Annotated in this window: 18 protein-coding genes; 9 read left to right on the forward strand and 9 right to left on the reverse strand. The window is 66.4% G+C overall.

What is annotated here, in order from left to right:
- Positions 1–81: 81 nt before the first annotated feature.
- Positions 82–1,407 (reverse strand): aspartate aminotransferase family protein, encoded by a 1,326-nt coding sequence (locus AC56K1_RS06380; protein ID WP_497157000.1) that lies wholly within the window; start codon positions 1,405–1,407, stop codon positions 82–84.
- Between the two features lie 116 nt (positions 1,408–1,523).
- Between AC56K1_RS06380 and AC56K1_RS06385 the strand changes: the two genes are divergently transcribed.
- A complete protein-coding gene (locus tag AC56K1_RS06385) occupies positions 1,524–2,078 on the forward strand; it encodes a carboxymuconolactone decarboxylase family protein (protein ID WP_497157001.1) in 555 nt (184 codons plus the stop codon).
- Positions 2,079–2,248: 170 nt separating this feature from the next.
- Here AC56K1_RS06385 and AC56K1_RS06390 read toward each other — a convergent pair whose 3' ends face one another.
- The 3 genes from AC56K1_RS06390 to AC56K1_RS06400 form a co-directional block, all read right to left on the reverse strand.
- A complete protein-coding gene (locus tag AC56K1_RS06390; protein ID WP_497157002.1) occupies positions 2,249–3,097 on the reverse strand; it encodes a fumarylacetoacetate hydrolase family protein in 849 nt (282 codons plus the stop codon).
- A gap of 78 nt (positions 3,098–3,175) precedes the next feature.
- Positions 3,176–3,535 carry a c-type cytochrome gene (locus AC56K1_RS06395; protein ID WP_497157003.1) on the reverse strand — a complete coding sequence of 120 codons (360 nt, stop codon included), beginning with the start codon at positions 3,533–3,535 and terminating at the stop codon, positions 3,176–3,178.
- The gene (locus tag AC56K1_RS06400; protein ID WP_497157004.1) at positions 3,532–4,074 is read right to left on the reverse strand and encodes a c-type cytochrome; all 543 of its coding nucleotides are present in this window, start codon (positions 4,072–4,074) and stop codon (positions 3,532–3,534) included. The genes AC56K1_RS06395 and AC56K1_RS06400 overlap by 4 nt, the downstream gene beginning before the upstream one ends.
- Before the next feature lie 89 nt (positions 4,075–4,163).
- Here AC56K1_RS06400 and AC56K1_RS06405 point away from each other — a divergent pair, with 89 nt between their 5' ends.
- Genes AC56K1_RS06405 through AC56K1_RS06420 form a run of 4 tightly spaced genes read left to right on the forward strand, consistent with a single transcriptional unit; the run spans position 4,164 to position 8,342 of the window.
- Positions 4,164–4,562: a c-type cytochrome gene (locus AC56K1_RS06405; RefSeq protein WP_497157005.1), complete on the forward strand. Its 399-nt coding sequence runs from the start codon at positions 4,164–4,166 to the stop codon at positions 4,560–4,562.
- Positions 4,563–4,569: 7 nt separating this feature from the next.
- On the forward strand, positions 4,570–5,499 hold the full coding sequence (locus tag AC56K1_RS06410; protein WP_497157006.1) for a cytochrome c oxidase subunit II: 930 nt from the start codon (positions 4,570–4,572) through the stop codon (positions 5,497–5,499).
- Positions 5,496–8,009, forward strand: a complete 2,514-nt coding sequence (ctaD, locus tag AC56K1_RS06415; RefSeq protein ID WP_497157007.1) for a cytochrome c oxidase subunit I — start codon at positions 5,496–5,498, stop codon at positions 8,007–8,009. The genes AC56K1_RS06410 and ctaD overlap by 4 nt, the downstream gene beginning before the upstream one ends.
- Positions 8,010–8,012: 3 nt before the next feature.
- Positions 8,013–8,342 (forward strand): hypothetical protein, encoded by a 330-nt coding sequence (locus AC56K1_RS06420; protein WP_497157008.1) that lies wholly within the window; start codon positions 8,013–8,015, stop codon positions 8,340–8,342.
- A gap of 160 nt (positions 8,343–8,502) precedes the next feature.
- Here the strand turns inward: AC56K1_RS06420 and AC56K1_RS06425 are convergent, their stop codons facing one another.
- The 3 genes from AC56K1_RS06425 to AC56K1_RS06435 form a co-directional block, all read right to left on the reverse strand.
- Positions 8,503–9,822, reverse strand: a complete 1,320-nt coding sequence (locus AC56K1_RS06425; protein WP_497157009.1) for a PQQ-dependent sugar dehydrogenase — start codon at positions 9,820–9,822, stop codon at positions 8,503–8,505.
- A 97-nt stretch (positions 9,823–9,919) separates the two neighbouring features.
- Entirely contained in the window at positions 9,920–11,221 is a 1,302-nt protein-coding gene (locus AC56K1_RS06430) for an MFS transporter (protein ID WP_497157010.1), read from the reverse strand.
- Positions 11,222–11,240: 19 nt separating this feature from the next.
- Entirely contained in the window at positions 11,241–12,659 is a 1,419-nt protein-coding gene (locus AC56K1_RS06435) for a KamA family radical SAM protein (RefSeq protein ID WP_497157181.1), read from the reverse strand.
- A gap of 335 nt (positions 12,660–12,994) precedes the next feature.
- Here AC56K1_RS06435 and AC56K1_RS06440 point away from each other — a divergent pair, with 335 nt between their 5' ends.
- Entirely contained in the window at positions 12,995–13,450 is a 456-nt protein-coding gene (locus AC56K1_RS06440; protein ID WP_497157011.1) for a cache domain-containing protein, read from the forward strand.
- 36 nt (positions 13,451–13,486) lie between these two features.
- Positions 13,487–15,205 (forward strand): methyl-accepting chemotaxis protein, encoded by a 1,719-nt coding sequence (locus AC56K1_RS06445; protein WP_497157012.1) that lies wholly within the window; start codon positions 13,487–13,489, stop codon positions 15,203–15,205.
- 2 nt (positions 15,206–15,207) lie between these two features.
- Here the strand turns inward: AC56K1_RS06445 and AC56K1_RS06450 are convergent, their stop codons facing one another.
- Positions 15,208–15,786: a DNA-3-methyladenine glycosylase gene (locus AC56K1_RS06450; RefSeq protein WP_497157013.1), complete on the reverse strand. Its 579-nt coding sequence runs from the start codon at positions 15,784–15,786 to the stop codon at positions 15,208–15,210.
- A gap of 160 nt (positions 15,787–15,946) precedes the next feature.
- Between AC56K1_RS06450 and AC56K1_RS06455 the strand changes: the two genes are divergently transcribed.
- Both AC56K1_RS06455 and AC56K1_RS06460 read left to right on the forward strand, forming a co-directional pair.
- The gene (locus tag AC56K1_RS06455; RefSeq protein WP_497157014.1) at positions 15,947–16,813 is read left to right on the forward strand and encodes an HDOD domain-containing protein; all 867 of its coding nucleotides are present in this window, start codon (positions 15,947–15,949) and stop codon (positions 16,811–16,813) included.
- 66 nt (positions 16,814–16,879) lie between these two features.
- Positions 16,880–18,058: a tetratricopeptide repeat protein gene (locus tag AC56K1_RS06460; protein WP_497157015.1), complete on the forward strand. Its 1,179-nt coding sequence runs from the start codon at positions 16,880–16,882 to the stop codon at positions 18,056–18,058.
- Between the two features lie 16 nt (positions 18,059–18,074).
- Here the strand turns inward: AC56K1_RS06460 and AC56K1_RS06465 are convergent, their stop codons facing one another.
- Entirely contained in the window at positions 18,075–18,629 is a 555-nt protein-coding gene (locus AC56K1_RS06465) for a DNA-deoxyinosine glycosylase (RefSeq protein WP_497157016.1), read from the reverse strand.
- Positions 18,630–18,647 lie beyond the last annotated feature (18 nt).

Raw genomic sequence — 18,647 nt, forward strand, 5'->3', positions numbered from 1 at the left:
AACCGTCATGGGCGCCACTGGCGCCCATGACTTCCCGCGAAGGCGGGAACGACGGTCTTTAGGGCGGTGGCTAAAGTGCCCTCACCCCTTCAACGCCGCCTCCACCGCATCCGCCAGCCGCGACACGATCTCCGACAAATCCGCCGCCGTCGCAATGAAGGGCGGCGCCAGCAGCACGTGGTCGCCATGCAGCCCGTCGATCGTCCCGCCCATCGGGTAGACCATCAGCCCGCACTCCATCGCCTTGGCCTTGATCGCCGCGTGCAGCTTGCGCTCCGGTGCGAATGGCGCCTTGGTCGCGCGGTCCTGCACGAATTCCAGCGCCAGGAACAGGCCGCGGCCGCGGATGTCGCCCACGTGCTCGTGGGTGCCGAAGACGTCGCCCAGCATGCGCCGCAAGGTCGCGCCGCGGCTGCGCACGCGCCCCAATAAATCGTCGCGCTCGATCACTTTCTGCACCTCCAGCGCCGCCGCTGCCGCCACCGGGTGGCCGATATAGGTGTGCCCGTGCTGGAAGATGCCGCTGCCGTTGCGCAGGCAGTCGACGATGGTCTGGTGCGCCAGCACGGCGCCGATCGGCTGGTAGCCCGCGCCCAGGCCCTTGGCGATCGCAATGATGTCGGGCGCCACGCCGTCCTGCTCGATCGCATACATGCTGCCGGTGCGGCCCATTCCGCACATCACTTCGTCGGCGATGAACAGGATGCGGTAGCGGTCGCAGATGTCACGCACGCCCTGGAAGTAGCCGGGCGTCGGCGGGATCGCGCCGCCGGTCGCGCCCACCACCGGCTCGGCGACAAAAGCGATGATGTTTTCCGGGCCGGCCTCGAGGATGCGGGTTTCGAGGTCGTCCAGCAGGCCGGCGGTGTAGTCGTCGACGCTCTGGTGGGCGGCGCGGCCGCGGTATTCGTAGCAGGCGCCCACTCGCACGGTATCCATCAGCAGGGGCGCGAAGGCCTTGCGACGCCATTCGTTGCCGCCCACGGCCAGCGCGCCCAGCGTGTTGCCGTGGTAGCTCTGGCGGCGCGCGACGAACAGCGTGCGCTGCGGCTCGCCCGCCTCGACCCAGTACTGGCGCGCCAGCTTGAGCGCGGTTTCCACCGCTTCCGAGCCGCCCGAGACCAGGTAGACGCCTTTGAATTCCTGCGGCGCGCCGGCTACCAGGCGGTCGGCCAGTTCCTCGGCCACGTCGGTGGTGAAGAAGGAGGTGTGGGCGTAGGCGCAGCGGTCGATCTGGCGGTGCATGGCGGCGATCACGTCCGGGTGGCCGTGGCCCAGCGAGGAGACGGCCGCGCCGCCGCTGGCATCGATATAGCTGCGGCCGACGCTGTCGTGCATGCGGATGCCGCTGGCTGCCACCGCGAGCGGCGGTACCTGGCGCAGGTTGCGGTGGAGGATATGGCTCATTGCGACTCCCATCGTAAGAAGAACGACTTTGACAATAAGCGTGCGGTGCGCCGGTTCTTTTGATTTTTACCGGACGCTATGCAATTATTTTCCAATTACAACATTTGCCCTATCCCATGACCGACCGACTCGGACCGATCGCCCCCGCCGACATGACGCCGGCCCAGCGCGCTGCCGCGCAAGCCATCATCGACGGCCCGCGCGGCGCGGTCTACGGCCCCTTCGTGCCGCTGCTGCGCAGCCCCGAGCTGATGGAGTATGCGCAGCGCATGGGCGAATACCTGCGCTACCGCAGCGCGATCGGGGTGCGGCTGTCGGAGCTGGCGATCCTGGTCACGGCGCGCCAGTGGAACCAGCAGGTGGAATGGGCGATCCATGCGCCGATCGCGGCGCATGTGGGCATCCCGGACTCGGTGATCGCGGCGATCGCCGAGCGGCGCCGGCCCGACGACATGCTGGTGGACGAAGCGGTGGTGCACGACTTCTGCGTCGAGCTGCACGAGGGGAAATCGGTGTCGGACCGGGTGTATGCGGATGCGCTGGCGCTGTTCGGCGAGCAGGGGGTGGTCGACCTGATGGGGGTGAACGGGTATTACACCTTCCTGGCCATGATCATGAATACGGCCAGGACGGCGGTGCCGGCGTCAAGCGTGCGGGCGATGCCGGACTAGCGTGGTGAGGTTGGTGGCTGCGGTACGAAATTGGGTTCCGCCTTCGCGGGAATGACGGTTCTAGGGCAGTCGTGCAAACAGCGTTACCGGTAGCTCAACCAAACACTAAACCAGCGTCATCCCCGCGCAGGCGGGGACCCAATTTTTAGCGGCGCACCACCAACGCGCGCTTACTTCGGAAACGCCACCACTTCCTGCTGCTGCTCCCCAATCCCCGCAATCCCCAGGCGCAGCCGGTCGCCCTTCTTCAAGAAGCGTTGCGGCGTGCGGCCCATGCCCACGCCTGGCGGGGTGCCGGTGGTGATGATGTCGCCGGGTTCCAGGGTCATGAAGCGCGACACGTAGCTGACGATCTGCGCCACCGTGAACACCATGGTCGAGGTATTCCCGGTCTGCATGCGCTTGCCGTTCAGTTCCAGGTAGAGGTCGAGGTCCTGCACGTCGAAGACTTCGTCGCGCGTGACCAGGAAGGGGCCGACCGGCCCGAAGGTGTCGCAGCCCTTGCCCTTGTCCCACTGCGAGCCCATCTCGAACTGGAAGGCGCGCTCGGAGACGTCGTTGACCACGCAGTAGCCGGCCACGCACTTCAATGCGTCTTCTTCGTTCACGTACTGCGCGCGGGTGCCGATCACCACGCCCAGCTCGACTTCCCAGTCGGTCTTCTTCGAGCCTTTCGGCAGCTGGATCGGGTCGTCCGGGCCGCTCAAGCTGCTGATGGCCTTGGTGAAGAACACCGGCTCGCTCGGTACCACGGTGCCGGTTTCAAGCGCGTGGTCGGCATAATTCATGCCGATGCCGATGAACTTGCCGACGCCCTTCACCGGCACGCCCAGGCGCGGGTTGCCGCGTACCAGTGGCAGCGTCTTCCAGTCGAGCTTTGCCAGCTTGCGCAGGGCTTTGTCGGATAGTACCGAACCGTCGATATCGTCGATTACCCTGGACAGGTCGCGCAGGCGGCCCTCTTCGTCGAACAGGCCCGGCTTTTCCTTGCCTGGGCGGCCATAGCGCACCAATCTCATTCTTGTCTTCCCGTGAGTAGTCAGGCCCATGCCGGGCCGAGGCGCCGATGATACCAAGGATCGCCAGGGCGTACCGGCTTAGCGGCTGAGGAGGTAGGCGCTCATGTCGCGCGCATCGCGGTCGGTCACGCCCATGTCGGGCATGGCGGTGTGCGGGTCGATCGCCTGCGGGGCGCGGATCCAGCGCACCAGGTTGGCCTGGCTGGTTTCCAGTGTACCGACCAGCACCTTGCGCTTGGCCAGGTCCGACAGCGGCCGGCCGACATAGACCTTCGGGCCGGGCACGCCCGGAATCATGTGGCAGGACTGGCAGGCATACTGGGTCAGCGCAATCTTGCCGCGCACCGGGTCGCCCTGCACGCCAGGGAGCACTGGCGGCGCGCAGCCGGCCAGCACGCCAAGTGCCAGCAGCATCGTGGCGATGCGCAGCGCCTTCATGGCGTGCCCACTTTCGCGGTGGCGGCGCGGTAGTCGTCGGCGCTCATCGCCGGCAGGGTGCGCACGAACGCCACCACGGCCCAGATGTCCTCGTCGGCCAGGTGGTACTCCCAGGCCGGCATGCCGCTCATCTTGATGCCGTGCTTGGTGACCCAGTAGAGCTCGCGCGGTTCCCAGCGCTGGGTGGCATCGACCAGCGGCCCTGGAATCGGCTGCATGCTCATGCCGATGGTCGACTGCGCGACCCCGGGCCCGCCGTGGCATTGCACGCACTTGTCGCGGTAGACCTGGGCGCCGCGCCGCAGCTGCCGTGCGCCGCCGAAGGCCGGCACTTTCACCTCCTGCGCGTGGTTCTGCACCGACTGCTTCATACCCTCTTCCAGCACCGTGTACACGAAGGGGAAGTGCTGGGCCGTGGCGCCGATGTTGTACCAGCCGCCGTACAGCATGGCCAGGCCGGCTGCGCCCGCGGTGACGCCGGCCGCGAGCAGCGTCAATACGGCGGTCTTGATGATCAGCCGGTGGCGGTTGGAGAGCATGCGAGAGCGGCGTCCGATTGGAGTAGTTAAAAAAATTGCATCATTCTTTGTGTATTATAAAAGCCACTCCACAATTGTGATTTCCAAGCGTGCGCACCATCTCTTTCCACGAATTCGTCCCCCAAACCATACGCGCCGGCACGCTGCTGGCATGCATGGCGGCGCTGGCTGGCTGCGGCGAGAAGTCCGGCGGCGTGACTGTCCCCGGTGGCGACGTGCAGCAGGGACTGCGCCTGGTGACCCAGTACCAGTGCGGCGCCTGCCACACCATCCCAGGCGTGCAGGGCGCTGCCGGCGAACAGGCGCCGGCGCTCGACACCATCGGCCGCCTGAGCTATATCGCGGGCGGCATCCCCAACCAGCCTGCCAACATGGTGCAGTGGCTGCGCGTGCCGCACGCCGTCAAACCCGGCACCGAGATGCCGCCGATGGGCCTCACCGAACAGGAAGCGCGCCACATGGCGGCCTTCCTGTACACGCTGCGTTAAGGCCGGGATGAACGACAACCTGCAATCGGTACTGCACCCGGCCGGGTGGGACGCCACCATCATCAGCCATTTCGCCTGGGTGCTGTTCGGCGCCGCCGCCCTGATCTTCGTGGCCGTGATGCTGTTGCTGGCCCTGAGCCTGCGGCCCCAGGGGCGTCCTGCCCGCGCGCTGCTGTGGATCGGGGGCGGGGGCATCGCCTTTCCCATCGTGGTGCTCAGCGCGCTGCTCGGGTGGAGCACCTGGCGCAGCACCCAGCTGGCGCCGCAATCCTCGCGCGATGCCTTGACCATCTCGGTGACGGCCAAGATGTGGTGGTGGGAAGTGCGCTACCACGACCCGGTATCCGGGCGCGAGATCGTCAGCGCCAACGAAATCCATATTCCGACCGGACGCGCGGTCTACCTCGGCCTGAATTCGGCCGACGTGATCCACAGCCTGTGGATTCCGGCGCTGGCCGGCAAGCGCGACATGGTGCCGGGACGCGTCACCGGCCTCACCCTGCGCACCGACAAGCCCGGCATCTATCGCGGCCAGTGCGCCGAATACTGCGGCGCCCAGCACGCGAAGATGGCGCTGCACGTGATCGCCTCCACGCCCGACGAATTCAATGCCTGGCTGGCGCGCCAGGCCCTGCCCGCGGCGCCGGCCAGCAGCCAGGTGCTGGAACGCGGCCGCACGGCCTTCCTGGAACAGCGCTGCCAGGCCTGCCACGCCATCCGCGGCGTGGCCGAAGGCACGCGCCTGGGGCCGGACCTGACCCACGTCGGCAGCCGCCTGCACATCGGCGCCGGCACCCTGCGCACCCACCGCGACACCCTGGGGGGCTGGATCGCCGACCCGCAAGCGGCCAAGCCGGGCGTCTTCATGCCCGGTTCGCAAGACCTCGACCGCGACACCTTAAGCGCGCTGGCCACTTACCTCGAGCACCTGAAATGACCGACGCTGTCCGCGCACCACTGCCCTCTTCCCTGCCGCGTCCCGAGGGAGAATTTGACCGTTTGGTAAAAACCTGGCGCACGCCGACCGGCCTGCGTTTCATGACCTCGGTGAACAACACCAGCATCGGCCTGCTCTACATTGGCACGGCGCTGCTGTTTTTCGTGTTGGCCGGGATCCTGGGGCTCATGATGCGGGCGCAGCTGGCCGTGCCCGACAACACCCTGCTCAGCCCCGGCACCTACAACCAGGTCTTCACCATGCACGGCACGGTGATGATGTTCCTGTTCGCGATCCCCATCGTCGAAGCGATCGCGGTCTACCTGCTGCCCAATATGCTGGGCGCGCGCGACCTGCCCTTCCCGCGCCTGTCCGCCTATGCCTACTGGGCTTATGCTTTCGGGGGCCTGGCCTTCTTCTGCACCCTGTTCTTCAGCTTGGCCCCGGACGGCGGCTGGTTCATGTACCCGCCGCTCACCGGCGAAAAATACTCGCCCGGGCTGAACGCCGATTTTTGGCTGCTGGGGATCGGCTTCATCGAGATTTCGGCCATCGCCGGCGCGGTCGAGCTGATCGTCGGCATCCTGTTTACCCGCGCTCCGGGCATGACGCTGCGCCGCATGCCCGTGTACGCATGGGCGATGCTGGTGGTGGCGGTGATGATCGTATTCGCTTTCCCGGCGGTGATCGCGGGCACCGCGCTGCTGGAGCTGGAGCGCGCTTTTGATTGGCCTTTCTTCATCTCCGACCGTGGCGGCGACCCGATCCTTTGGCAGCACCTGTTCTGGTTCTTCGGCCATCCCGAGGTCTACATCATCTTCCTGCCTGCCGCCGGCATGGTGTCGACGATGATCCCGACCATCGCCGGCACGCCCCTGGTCGGCCAGCGCGCGGTGGTGGTGGCGCTGGTGGGCGTGGGCTTCTTCTCCTTCGGGCTGTGGGCCCACCACATGTTCACCGCCGGCCTGGGCGTGCTGGAGATGAGCTTCATCTCGGCGGCCAGCATGGCGGTGGCCATCCCCACCGGCATCCAGGTCTTCGCATGGATCGCCACACTATGGAACGGCCGCGTGAAGATGAGCCCACCGACCATGTTCCTGCTCGGCTTCATGTTCATCTTCGTGCTGGGCGGCCTGACCGGCGTGATGGTGGCCGTGATCCCGTTCGACTGGCAGGTGCACGACACCTATTTCATCGTGGCCCACCTGCACTACGTCCTGATTGGCGGGATGGTGTTCCCGGTATTTGCGGCGATGTATTACTGGACCCCGCTCATCAACGGCAACCAGCTGTCGGCAACGCTGGCGCGCTGGGTGTTCTGGCTGATGTTCGGCGGCTTCAACCTGGCCTTCTTCCCGATGCACATCACCGGCCTGCAAGGCATGCCGCGCCGGGTCTACACCTATGATGCGAACCTCGGCTGGAACCTGCTGAACATGCTCTCCACGATCGGCGCCTTCGTGCTTGCCGCGGGCGTGGTGCTGTTCTTCGTCGACCTGGTGCGCACCCTGCGCCGGCCCGACAAGGAAGTCGGCAACCCCTGGAATGCGCCCACGCTCGAATGGCTCACCTCCGAATCCTACGGCAACCGCAGCATCCCGCGCATCACATCAGGCAACCCCTTGTGGGAGCAGCCAACCCTGTCCGAAGAAGTCGACCGCGGCCAGCACTACCTGCCCAATACCGCCACCGGACTGCGCGAGACCATCGCCACCAGCCCTGTTGAAGCAGAGCCGCGCTACCTGATGGTGCTGCCGGGCGACAGCTGGCTGCCGGTGATCGCGGCGCTCGGCACCGCGGGCTTCTTCCTGCTGCTGACGGTGAAGATGATCCTGCTGGCCTGGATCTTCGGCTTCATGGCGGTGGCCGGCACCCTGGGCTGGCTGTGGCAGTCCGACCGCAAGCCTTCGATCGATGAAGCGCGCGTGTCCGACGACCTGGTCTTGCCGGTGAACGCCAGGGGCACGGCCTCGCAGTCGTGGTGGGGCACGATGATCATGCTGGTCGTCGACGCCAGCATCTTCGCGTCCTTCGGCTTTACCTATATCCACGTGTCGATGCGGCTGCGGGTCTGCCCGCCGCCCGGCGCCGCCCTGCCCGCGCTGCCGTGGCAGTTCGCGTCCGGCGGCCTGCTGCTGGCCAGTTCCATCCTGATGCTGCTGGCGGTGCGCGCCCTCGGCAAGCGCCGCCTGCCCTGGCTGGTGCTGGCGGCGCTGGGCTGCGCAGTGTCTTCCTTCGTGCTTGACCTGAGCGGCCACCAGTTCGCAGGCCTGGAGCCGACCGCCAGTGCCTGGGGCGCGGCGATTGCCACGCTGCTGGGCTACCAGGGCCTGCACATCGTGCTACTGGCGATCGCCGGGCCCTACCTGTGCCTGCGCGCCTGGCGCGGCATGCTCGGTGAGCGCAATCGCGCCACGCTCGACAACGTCGCCCTGATCTGGCACTACACGACGCTGCAGGGCATTGCCGGCATGGTGCTGGTGCATGTCCTGCCGCTGCTGATGGAGTAAAGCATGCACGATCATTTCTGGCGCCGGCTCGCGCGCGGCACCCTTCCCCTGCTGGTATGGGCGGCGCATTTCGCCTTCTGCTATTTGCTGGCGGCGGCGCAGTGCACGCCGGCGGCGATGCGGGCGGGTGGGCCGGACCGGGTGCTGCTGGGGGGTGTGACGGTGGTGGCGCTGGCGGTGTGCGGGTGGCTGGTGTGGCGCGAGCGGGGGATGTTGCGGGCGGGTTCCGAAGCGGGCTTGCTGGACTGGGCGGCGGCGCTGACGGCGGTGATGGCCTTCGTGGCGATTGCGTGGACCGGGTTGCCCGTGCTGCTGGTCGAAGGCTGCGCCTGACGATCTGCCTGGAACCGTAGGGTGAGCAGGTTTTCCTGCCCACGCGTTCAAGCAGCGGATGAGCAGCCGCGCCGATTGTTCAAACGTGATTTGAACGCGTGGGCAAGGAACTTGTCCACGCTACGATTTGGTGGTCTGCGGGCGTTCCGGGTTACATCGATTATCGGCTACTCGGCGTGACGCGCCAAATGACGTTGCCCACATCATCCGCCACCAGGATCGCCCCCGGCTTATCCACCGCCACCCCCACCGGCCGTCCCAGCGCATCGCCGTTCTTGTCCACGAAGCCCGCCAGCACCTCGACCGGTTTCCCGCTCGGCATGCCCTCCTTGAACGCCACGAACACCACGTTATAGCCCGACAGTGGCTTGCGGTTCCAGGAGCCGTGCTGGCCGATCAGGGCGCCGCCCGCGAACTGCGGCAGCAGCGCGCCGGTGTAGAAGGCCATCCCGAGCGGGGCCACGTGGGAGCCGAGCGCGTAGTCCGGCACCAGCGCCTTGTCCACCAGATCGGGGCGCGGCGGCTTGACGCGCTCGTCGACGTGCTTGCCGTAGTAGCTGTACGGCCAGCCATAGAAGCCGCCCTCTTTCACGGAAGTCAGGTAATCCGGCACCAGGTCGCTTCCCAGCTCGTCGCGCTCGTTGACGACGGTCCAGAGCGCGCCGGTCTGCGGGTGCCAGGCCATGCCGTTCGGGTTGCGCAGGCCGGAGGCGAATAAACGTGTCTTGCCGGTGGCGATGTCCACTTCCAGGATGGCGGCGCGGTCGACTTCCTTGTCGATGCCGTTCTCGGCGACGTTGCTGTTCGAGCCCGAGGTGGCGTACAGCTTGCGGCCATCCGGACTGGCGATGATGTTCTTGGTCCAGTGGTGGTTCAGCGGGCCGCCCGGCAGCGCAGCCACCGGCTGCGCGCTTGCCGTGATCTCGAGGTCGCCCGTGCGGTAGGGGAAGCGTACGATGCCGTCGGTGTTGGCCACGTACAGCATGTCGCCGACCAGGGCCATGCCGAAGGGCGAGTTCAGGCCCTTGAGGAAGACCTTCTTCGTTTCCGCCACGCCGTCGCCATCAAGGTCGCGCAGCAGGGTGATGCGGTTCGCGCTCGGCACGGCGGCGCCGGCCCTGGCCATCACCTTGCCCATGATGTAGCCCTTGATGCCCTTCTTGTCTTCCGGGCGCTCCGGGGCATTGGTTTCCGCCACCAGCACGTCGCCGTTGGGCAGCACGTGCAGCCAGCGCGGATGATCGAGGCCGGACGCGAACACCTTGACCGCCAGGCCGGGGGCGGCGCCGGGCGCGGCGCCTTGCGGCCAGCCCTTGGCGGGCGCGATGTCGACGGTCGGGATCATGCGCTTGACCGGCGCCCGGATGGTCGGCTGCGGGCCGACATCGGCGCCGACCGGGAGGGTCGACTTGTCGCCGCAGGCGGCGAGCAGCAGGAGCATGGCGCCCGCCGACAGGCAAGGCAAGGTGTGATCGCGCATGGTTTCCCTCAGAGGTAACGGACGGCATCGATTGTGCTCCGATGCTAGCTAATTTGGCAATAGTACGCCGTCCGTTACCGCAGGGAAAACCCGACTGTCACGAGGGGGCGGCCAGACCTTCGTCCTCGTTCGCCGCGGTTGCTGCGGCGGCCGATTCGCGCCGCCGGCGCCGCACGAAGCCGACCAGTCCGGGCAACTGCGCCAGCAGCAGCACCGCAAACGCCGCCTGGTAGGCCAGCGCCGGCGCGTGGCCGGCGGCGCCCGGCGTCCACAGTCCGACCATCAGGCCGAAGCCGGCCTGCACCACGAAGGCGCCGATGAAGATCAGGAGGTTCAGGCAGGTCGCCGCGCGCCCGGTCAGCTCCTTCGGCATCGACTGCGCAATGATCGCGTATTCGATCCCGGTAATCGTCCCGACCAGCGTGAACATCACCGACAGCAGCTGGAAGCTCGGCTTGTAGCTGACCACGAAGGCCAGCTGCACCAGCAGGAACACGCCGATGCCGGCGGCGGCCACGTCGAGCGGGGCGATGCCGCGCCGCCCGGCCCATTCGGTGATCATGCCGACCGCAATCGCCCCGAAGATCACCGCCGCCATGCCCATGTAGAGCAGGTAGGCGACCGCATCTTCCGGGAACAGCGCGACGTCGCTCAGCCAGCGCCCGATCCACAGGCCCTGGATGCCAAAGAAGACCGCGTGCGGGATCAAGACCAGCGAGGCCGTGCTGCGGAACACCGGGGCGCAGAAGACATCGCGCAGCGCCAGTCCCAGCGGGCAGCGCTTGGAAGAGGTTGAAAAGGCGGCGCCCGTAGTGCGGGGGCAGAGAAGCCAGATCAGAACGCCGCAGCAGGCGGTCAGCGCCGCCAGCATGACGAACAGGCCGCGCCAGTCTGTGTACTGGAGCAGCTGGCGCACCGGCATGGTGGCGGTTGCCGCGCCCAGGCCGCCGACGGCGATCAGGTAGCCATGCACCGACGGCAGCCGGCTCGGCGTGATCCAGGTGGAGACGGCTTTTACCGCCGCCATGAAGCAGCCGCCCAGGCCGAAGCCCATGATGGCGCGCGCCACCACCAGCTGGGCGAAGCCATGGCCGCGCGAGAACAGCAGCGCCCCGAGCGCGCCGACCAGCATCATCGCCAATTGCACCTTGCGCGGCCCGTAGCGGTCGAGGGCGATCCCGACCGGCAGCTGGACCAGGGCGAAGGCGAAGAAGAAGGCGCTGGTCAGCAGCCCCAGCTCGCCCGGCGTGAGCGCAAGCGCCCCCACCAGGTGCGAGGCCAGCACCGCGTTCACGTTGCGCAGCAGGGAAGACAGGTAGTGTCCCAGCGCGAAGGGCAGGAACACGTAGAAGAATACCGCCATGCCGGACAGGCGTGGCGTGGTGGCCTGGTCCGGCATGGTGCAGGTCTCCGGGAGGTCAGGCGGCGTCGGGCTCGGTTCCGCCGTGCAGGGCCGGACTGCAGCCGGTGTCGCCGGCGCGTTGCCCTGCCGGCACCAGCGGGATCACCCGTCCCCGTGCGCCTTGATGCGCGGTGCCGCCCTCCTCGAAGAAGAACTTGTCGCGCCCGAAGGCCGGTTTGAGGTGGTCGAGCCAGGTGGCCTCGGGATCGTATTTCGCAAAGAAAGGGCGGCGCACCCATTCCGGATTGCGGGCCTGCAGGAACTGCAGCGCGAACAGCTTCTCGTCGTTGATCGTGACGACGCCGTCGATCGCCACCTTGCCGGGGAAGGCGCTCATCGACGGGCCGCGCACCGTGCGCGACAGGCCCGACACCATCGAATACGCCTCCTGGAAGATCTGGTGCGCGCGCGCCAGCGGCAGCGAGAAGTAGTCGCGCGGGCCGGTGTCGCGCTCTACGAACATATAGTAGGGAATCGCACCCAGGCGCACGCCGGTGGTCCAGAGTTCGGCCCAGCTCTTCGGGTCTTCGTTGATGTGGCGGATGAGGGGGCCCTGCATGCGCAGCGTGGCGCCGGTGCCGACGATGCGCTTGACGGCCTGCCGGGCTACGGGCGCGCGCAGTTCGACGGCATGGTTGTAGTGCCCCATGATGGCCAGGTTCTTGCCGGACCTGACCACCTTCTCGAACAGGCGCAGCAAGTCGTCGCTGTCCTTGTCGGACACGAAGCGCTGCGGCCAGTAAGCCACCGATTTGGTGCCGATGCGGATGTTCTGGATGTGGGCCAGCTCCGGCGCCAGCAAGGGTTCCAGGAATTCGGCGAGCGAACGGGTATTCATGATCATCGGGTCACCGCCGGTGATCAGGACGTCGGTGACGTCCGGGTGGGTCTTCAGGTAGGCCACCAGCTCGCTGCACTCGCGCGCATCGAACTTCATGTCATCCATGCCGACGAACTGCGGCCAGCGGAAGCAGAAGGTGCAGTAGGCGTGGCAGGTCTGGCCCGAGCTCGGAAAGAACAGGACCGTTTCCTTGTACTTGTGCTGCAGGCCCTTGAGCGGCGCATCGTTCACGCGCGGGACGTTATGGGTCATCTGGCCGGCCGGGTGCGGGTTCATGCGCATGCGGATGCCGTGCACCAGGCGTGCAATGGCGGCATCGTCCTTCTTGTACAGCACCAGGTCGCGCAGCTGCTCGTATTCAAGGGCGGGCAGCATGTCGCGGTGCGGGAAAGTCAGGCGGTAGATCGGGTCGTCCGGCACCTTGTCCCAGTCGATCAGCTCTTCCAGCACATAAGCGTTGACGCGAAATGGCAGCACATGCGACACCACCTGCACCGCTTCCTGCAGGTCCGGCGACATCCATTGCCACTGGCGCGCCAGGTGGATCGTTTGCCGGGTGTAGGGCTTGAATTTGGATGGCGTCGAGTCGGTCATGATCACGGAAGTTCTCCAGGAAACGTTGGACGAAAGACCGGCAGAGGAAAAAGCGTTGCCGGGAAGAATTCATCTTACGTTGCGGAAATTATGAAGAATTGCCGTCAATCAATCAGATTGGTCCTACGGGTGGGGTTAAAACAAGAAGGAATGCAAGCGGGACAACCGTGGACGCCCATGTCAAGCCAGCCAGGCCCTGACACCAATGCGCAACGCTGCAGGGCGGTCCTGCCCTGCGATTGCGCTACCGCAATCCAGCTCCTTCCGACCCCGGTACATTTGGCAATGCACTTTAGAAATGTTGGCCCTAGAACATCCACCAAAGGAGTTACACCATGAAGTTGTTCGCTACTGCCGCCGCCCTGTCCCTGGCCCTCGTCGCCGCCCCTGTGCTGGCCAATTCCCCGACCGAGAAAGACGCCGTCGCCATGGTCGAACGCGGCGTCGCCCTCGTGAAAGCCAAGGGCAAGGACGAGATGATGAAAAAAATCAACGCGAAGGATGGCGAGTATGTCCAGGGCGAGCTGTACATCGACATGCGCGACCTCAAGACCGGCATCGTGCTGGCCCACCCTTACAACCCGTCGATCGTCGGCAAGGACCTGACCGACGTGCCGGATGCGAACGGCAAGAAATACCGCCGCGAGATCATCGACGTCGCTGCCGCCAAGGGCAAGGGCTGGGTCGACTACCAGTACAAGAACCCGACCAGCGGCAAGATCGAGCCGAAGACCACTTATATCCAGCGGGTCGACGACGTGGTGCTGGAAGCCGGCATCTACAAGAAATAAGCCGACCTCACCGTCCTGCCCTCCCCGGAGTCAAGCATGCTGAATAAATTGCGGATCGGTCCCAAACTCCTGCTGGCCCCGGGGCTCGTGCTGGTGCTGCTGACCATGCTGTCGGCAGCCGCCTATTACGGCATGGTGCGCCAGAACGCCTCGCTCGAGCACATGGTGCAGGTGCGCGCCGCGCGCCTGCAGTCGGTAGCCGACGTGGCGGGCGACGCGCGCTTTGCGCACGCGAATATCTACCAGCTGCTGGCCTGGGTGAACGGCAGCTTCGCGCAGAACCGCCTCACGGCCCTGATCGCGGACATTCACAAGAAGCATGCCGACGTCAAGACCAAGCTGGGCGAGCTGGCCAAGCTGGCCGAGCCATCCGAGCGTACCGCGCTGGAAGGCTCGCTGGCTGCGCTGGCCAGCTACCGCAAGCTGGTATCGGAGACGATCGAGCTGGCCGCTGTGGACCAGTCGATCGCCACCAATTCGATGCAGAAGGCGGAAAAGCAGTTCGTCGCGCTCGACACCGAGCTGCAGCGCCTGGCCGCGCTGGAGAAAAAACTCAGCGTGGAAGCGCACGCCGCCGCCAAGGCCGAGTTCCGCCTGCTCGGCATGAGCATGGCCGGCCTGGTGGTGCTGTCGATCGCGCTGTCGCTGATCGTGACGATGCTGGTGCGGCGCGCCATGCTGTCCGACATCCGCTCGATCGCCACGGTGGTGAACGACCTGGCCGACGGCCGCCTGCAGCCTTCCGGCACGCCCGGCGCCGGCCGTGACGAAATCGCCGACACCTCGCGCGCGCTGGATCATTCCATCGGCCGCCTGAACGGCGCCCTGCAAAGCATCATGCGCTCAGTGCGCTCGATCGACACGGCCTCGAAAGAAATCGCCAGCGGCAACCTCGACCTGTCGACCCGCACCGAGATGCAGGCCGGCTCGCTCGAGCAGACCGCCAGCACCATGGAAGAACTGACCACGGCGGTGAAGGAAAACGCCAACAATGCCCGTCTCGCCTCGGACCTGGCGGCAGAAGCGGCGCAGCTGGCCTCCACCGGCGGCCAGTCTGTGGGCCGCGCGGTGGCCACCATGGAATCGATCCAGGCCAGCTCGCGCAAGATCGTCGAGATCACCGGCGTCATCGACGGCATCTCGTTCCAGACCAATTTGCTGGCGCTGAACGCGGCGGTGGAAGCAGCGCGCGCCGGCGAGCAGGGACGCGGCTTTGCCGTCGTCGCGGCCGAAGTGCGCACCCTGGCCCAGCGCTCGGCAGCAGCTGCGCGCGAGATCAAGGCCCTGATCGCCGACTCGGTGAAGATCATCGAGGACGGCAGCGCCTCGGTCAGCCAGGCCGGCGCCAGCATGGGCGACATCGTCGCCTCGGTGCGCCAGGTGAACGACATCATCGGCCGCATCAGCATCGCCAGCACCGAGCAGGCCGACGGCATCGCCGAAGTGAACAGGGCGGTCGGGCAGATGGACGGCATGACCCAGCAAAATGCGGCGCTGGTCGAAGAAGCCGCGGCGGCGGCCGAAAGCCTGCACGAGCAGACCGTCAACCTGGCCAAGGCGGTCTCGATCTTCAAGTTCACCGATAGCGAAGGCCGCCCGGCCAGGGACGCCGCAGACATCGCGTCCATTGACGCCGACGAAGACGATTCAGGCTTCCACGGCCTGGAAGAACGGCGCGGGCCGGGCAGCGCGATGCGCGGGCGTCCAATCCGTGCCTTGAGCGCGGCCGCGCCGCAGCGCCAGCGCCGTAGCTGAATTCAGCGGAACGGCCGGCTGACGAAACGCGAGCCGGCCAGCCCGAACCGCCACGGCACGTCTATCGCCTTCGAAATGCCGATGCGCGGTCCCACCACGATCTCCAGGTCGCGCGCGCCGGGCAGCAGTTCGAACGGCGGCTGCGACAAGGCCCTGCCGTTGTGGGCGCGCGTCACGCCCAGTGCCTGGCACAGCTTGCCGGGACCGGAGCACAGCAGCAGGTCCTTGGCGCTGCTTCCCGTATCGCGCCGCACGCGCATCTGCTCGAGTCCCGCCACGGGTTCGAGCGCGCGGATCAGGACCCCGGCACCATGGCCTTCCTCCCGGCAGACGAAATTGAGGCACCAGTGGATGCCGTAGGAGCGGTAGACATAGGCGTGGGCGGGCGGGCCGAACATCGCGGCATTGCGCTCGGTCGGGCCGGAAAAGGCGTGCGAAGCCGGGTCTTCGCGGTCGTAGGCTTCGGTCTCGACGATCCGTCCGCCGACGCCGTCCACCAGCACCGTCATGCCGATCAGCTGGCGCGCCACCATCTCTGCCGGCGCCGTGAAATCGATTCCCGCTATTGTCGAAAGTACCATGGACCAATTTTATCGCGGGCTCAGGCAGGGTGTCGTTTTGGTGAAATCACCACAGTTTACAATGGGTTAGAGTATTGCCTCTGCGCAAGATAACCGCGCCTGGGGTATAGTTACGGCTGACCTCGCTGCCCCCGAAGCGCACGCTTCCCTGCCCTTACCCATGAATACCCTCGCCGATCCCATACCGCAGCTCGCGCAGCTCGACCAGGTCGATGCCCTGATCAAGTCGATCCGCATCCCGCCGCGTCCCAGCCTGCTCGCCGACATGCAGCGCGAGCTTGCATCGGAAGATCCGTCGCCGGAAGCGATCGGCAAGATCGTGGCGAGCGACGTGGGCATGTCGGGCGCGCTGCTCAAGCTGGCCAATTCATCGATCTACGGCGGCCGCCGCAAGGCCAAGTCGATCGAGCAGGCCATCCTCTTCCTCGGTATTAACCAGGTGGCGGCCCTGATGACCGGCCTGCTGGCGCGCCAGGCGATTCCCGTCAACAGCGCCAGCCTGGCCAGTTTCTGGGACATCTCGACCCGCCGCGCCCAGGCGATGGTGTTCCTGTCGCGCCGCCTGCGCATTGGCGAAGCCGACGTGGCGCATACCTTCGGCCTGTTCTGCGACACCGGCGTCCCGCTGCTGATCGACCGCTTCGCCGACTATGCCGACACCTATGCCGCCGCCTCGCTCGATGTTGAGCGCCCGTTCACGGCGCTGGAAGACGAGCGCCACGCTACCTCCCACGCCTCGGTCGGCTGCCTGCTGGCGCGTAACTGGGGCCTGTCGGCCGACGTCGGCTGGGCCATCCTGCTCCACCACGATTTCACGGTGTTAGAAGACGCCTCGACCTCCGGCGCGGTGCGCTCGCTGGTCGCCCTGTCGCTGCTGGCCGAAGCTGCGATCAGCCGCTACCAGGGCCATGGCGATTCGCTCGAATGGGCCAAGGGCGGCAGCGCCGCCTGCGCCTACCTGGGCCTGTCCGACGAAGAAACGGCCGAACTGCTGGACGAACTGGTCGAAGCCTTCCACGAGGACTGAACAAGCTTTGACAAGCCTCCGGCACAGGCAGATACTCGGTCTGTAAGTACGCCCTTGGAGGGAGTCATGAAACGCGTTGCGGTCCTGCTGTCATTATCATTGTCGCTATCGCTGCTGGCCGGATGCACCAGCATGCAGCCGCCTGCGGCCCCTCCCCTGTTTGCCGATGCGCGCTTCGCGCCCCCTCGCGAAAAAGTCGGGGCCGACGACCTGTTCACCCTCAGTCCGGCAATGCGGGCTTACCTCGGCAGCCAGTCCTTCACCATCGCGCTGCGCCAGCAAGGCCAGCGCCACGGCCTGGTCGCTGCGCTCTACAGCAAGACCGACCTGAAGCTTGAATACGAATCCTCGAAAACCCGCACCGCCTCCGAAACCTACGCCGACCGCTCGGGCAACTGCCTGTCGCTGGTGATCATGACCGCGGCCTTTGCCAAGGAACTGGGCATGCCGGTGCGCTACCGCAGCGTCGACGTGGACGACACCTGGAGCCGCACTGCAGGCCTCTACCTGGCCAGCGCGCACGTGAACATCAGCCTGGGCAACCGCCATGAGAGCGGCGTGCGCAGTAGCGACCAGGACACCATGCTGCTGGTCGACTTCATTCCACAGAACGAAGCGGCGCGCCTGCGTGCGCGCGAGCTGGACGAAGAAGACATCGTCGCGCTCTACCTGAACAACCGCGCCGCCGAGATGCTGGTGCAGGACCGCATCGACGACGCCTACTGGTGGGCGCGTGCGGCGGTGGAGAAGCGCCCGGGCATGATCCGCGCCCTGAACACGCTGGGCGTGATCTACGAAAAGCACGGCGACATGCAACTGGCCGAGCAAACCTACCGCGCCGCGTTAGAGCGCGAGCCGGAAAACATGGCGGTCATGCGCAACCTGCAGCCGGTGCTGGCGACCCTGGGCAAGCAGGGCGAAGCCGCGGCCCTGGCCAAGCGCATTGCCAGCGTCGAGCCATTTCCGCCCTACCACCACTTCGACAAGGGCATGATCGCGCTGCGCGCCGGGAATTACGGAGCGGCCAGGGAGCTGTTCGAACGCGAGGTCAAACGCGCGCCCTACAACGACGAGTTCCGCTTCTGGCTCGGCGTGTCGCACCTGCAGCTGGGCGACCTGACCCACGCGCGAGAGCAGATCGCCAAGGCGGTCGACACCAGCACGCGCCAGGAAATGCGGCAGGTGTATTCGGCCAAGCTGGCGCATTTGCGCAGAGCAAGTGCGCTGGGGACGCATATTCGCTGAGTGCTGTCCCCGCGGTCTAGAACAGCGTGGATTGCGCCTTTGAAGCCGGCAGCCGGGTTGCCGTAGGTTCAAGCTGTTGGCGCCAGACGATAAGCTTCTGCTCGAACGTCATCGACTGATGCGCCGGTGAACTCGACGGCAGCACGACGGCACGGTAGCCGGCGGCTTCGAACTGCGGCGCGAACTTGCCCGACGCCTGGCCATTTAAGCCGACCGTTTCCAGTTCCGGACACAAGGCGCGCAGGCGCTCGAAATCGTTCGCAGCGGGCTTGCGGATGGCGGAATCGAGGCTGCCTTCGCGTTCGCAGCCCGCAAGCACGTCCCACAAGCCGACACGGTGCGCCAACAGGCGCGGAAGCCGCTCGTGATAAGGCAGCGCCGCGAGGTCTTCCTGGACGACGGCGGAGATCAGGGGCCAGAACTGGTTGCGCGGATGGGCGTAATACTGCTGCGCGGCGAGCGAGGCGGCGCCGGGAAAGCTGCCCAGCACCAGCACGCGGATGCCAGGTGCGATCACCGGGGCGAGCCCGGTCAGCGCCTCGGAAGTCGGAATGTCGATGGAATACGGCATGGGGACATTGTAGTCCCC

The sequence above is a fragment of the Telluria sp. ZB4P37 genome, assembly GCF_059685855.1.

Coding starts and splice junctions, on each gene's coding strand:
- AC56K1_RS06380 (WP_497157000.1), bottom strand. CDS start 1,407: ATGAGCCATATCCTCCACCGCAACCTGCGCCAGGTACCGCCGCTCGCG.
- AC56K1_RS06385 (WP_497157001.1), top strand. CDS start 1,524: ATGACCGACCGACTCGGACCGATCGCCCCCGCCGACATGACGCCGGCC.
- AC56K1_RS06390 (WP_497157002.1), bottom strand. CDS start 3,097: ATGAGATTGGTGCGCTATGGCCGCCCAGGCAAGGAAAAGCCGGGCCTG.
- AC56K1_RS06395 (WP_497157003.1), bottom strand. CDS start 3,535: ATGAAGGCGCTGCGCATCGCCACGATGCTGCTGGCACTTGGCGTGCTG.
- AC56K1_RS06400 (WP_497157004.1), bottom strand. CDS start 4,074: ATGCTCTCCAACCGCCACCGGCTGATCATCAAGACCGCCGTATTGACG.
- AC56K1_RS06410 (WP_497157006.1), top strand. CDS start 4,570: ATGAACGACAACCTGCAATCGGTACTGCACCCGGCCGGGTGGGACGCC.
- ctaD (WP_497157007.1), top strand. CDS start 5,496: ATGACCGACGCTGTCCGCGCACCACTGCCCTCTTCCCTGCCGCGTCCC.
- AC56K1_RS06420 (WP_497157008.1), top strand. CDS start 8,013: ATGCACGATCATTTCTGGCGCCGGCTCGCGCGCGGCACCCTTCCCCTG.
- AC56K1_RS06425 (WP_497157009.1), bottom strand. CDS start 9,822: ATGCGCGATCACACCTTGCCTTGCCTGTCGGCGGGCGCCATGCTCCTG.
- AC56K1_RS06430 (WP_497157010.1), bottom strand. CDS start 11,221: ATGCCGGACCAGGCCACCACGCCACGCCTGTCCGGCATGGCGGTATTC.
- AC56K1_RS06435 (WP_497157181.1), bottom strand. CDS start 12,659: ATGACCGACTCGACGCCATCCAAATTCAAGCCCTACACCCGGCAAACG.
- AC56K1_RS06440 (WP_497157011.1), top strand. CDS start 12,995: ATGAAGTTGTTCGCTACTGCCGCCGCCCTGTCCCTGGCCCTCGTCGCC.
- AC56K1_RS06445 (WP_497157012.1), top strand. CDS start 13,487: ATGCTGAATAAATTGCGGATCGGTCCCAAACTCCTGCTGGCCCCGGGG.
- AC56K1_RS06450 (WP_497157013.1), bottom strand. CDS start 15,786: ATGGTACTTTCGACAATAGCGGGAATCGATTTCACGGCGCCGGCAGAG.
- AC56K1_RS06455 (WP_497157014.1), top strand. CDS start 15,947: ATGAATACCCTCGCCGATCCCATACCGCAGCTCGCGCAGCTCGACCAG.
- AC56K1_RS06460 (WP_497157015.1), top strand. CDS start 16,880: ATGAAACGCGTTGCGGTCCTGCTGTCATTATCATTGTCGCTATCGCTG.
- AC56K1_RS06465 (WP_497157016.1), bottom strand. CDS start 18,629: ATGCCGTATTCCATCGACATTCCGACTTCCGAGGCGCTGACCGGGCTC.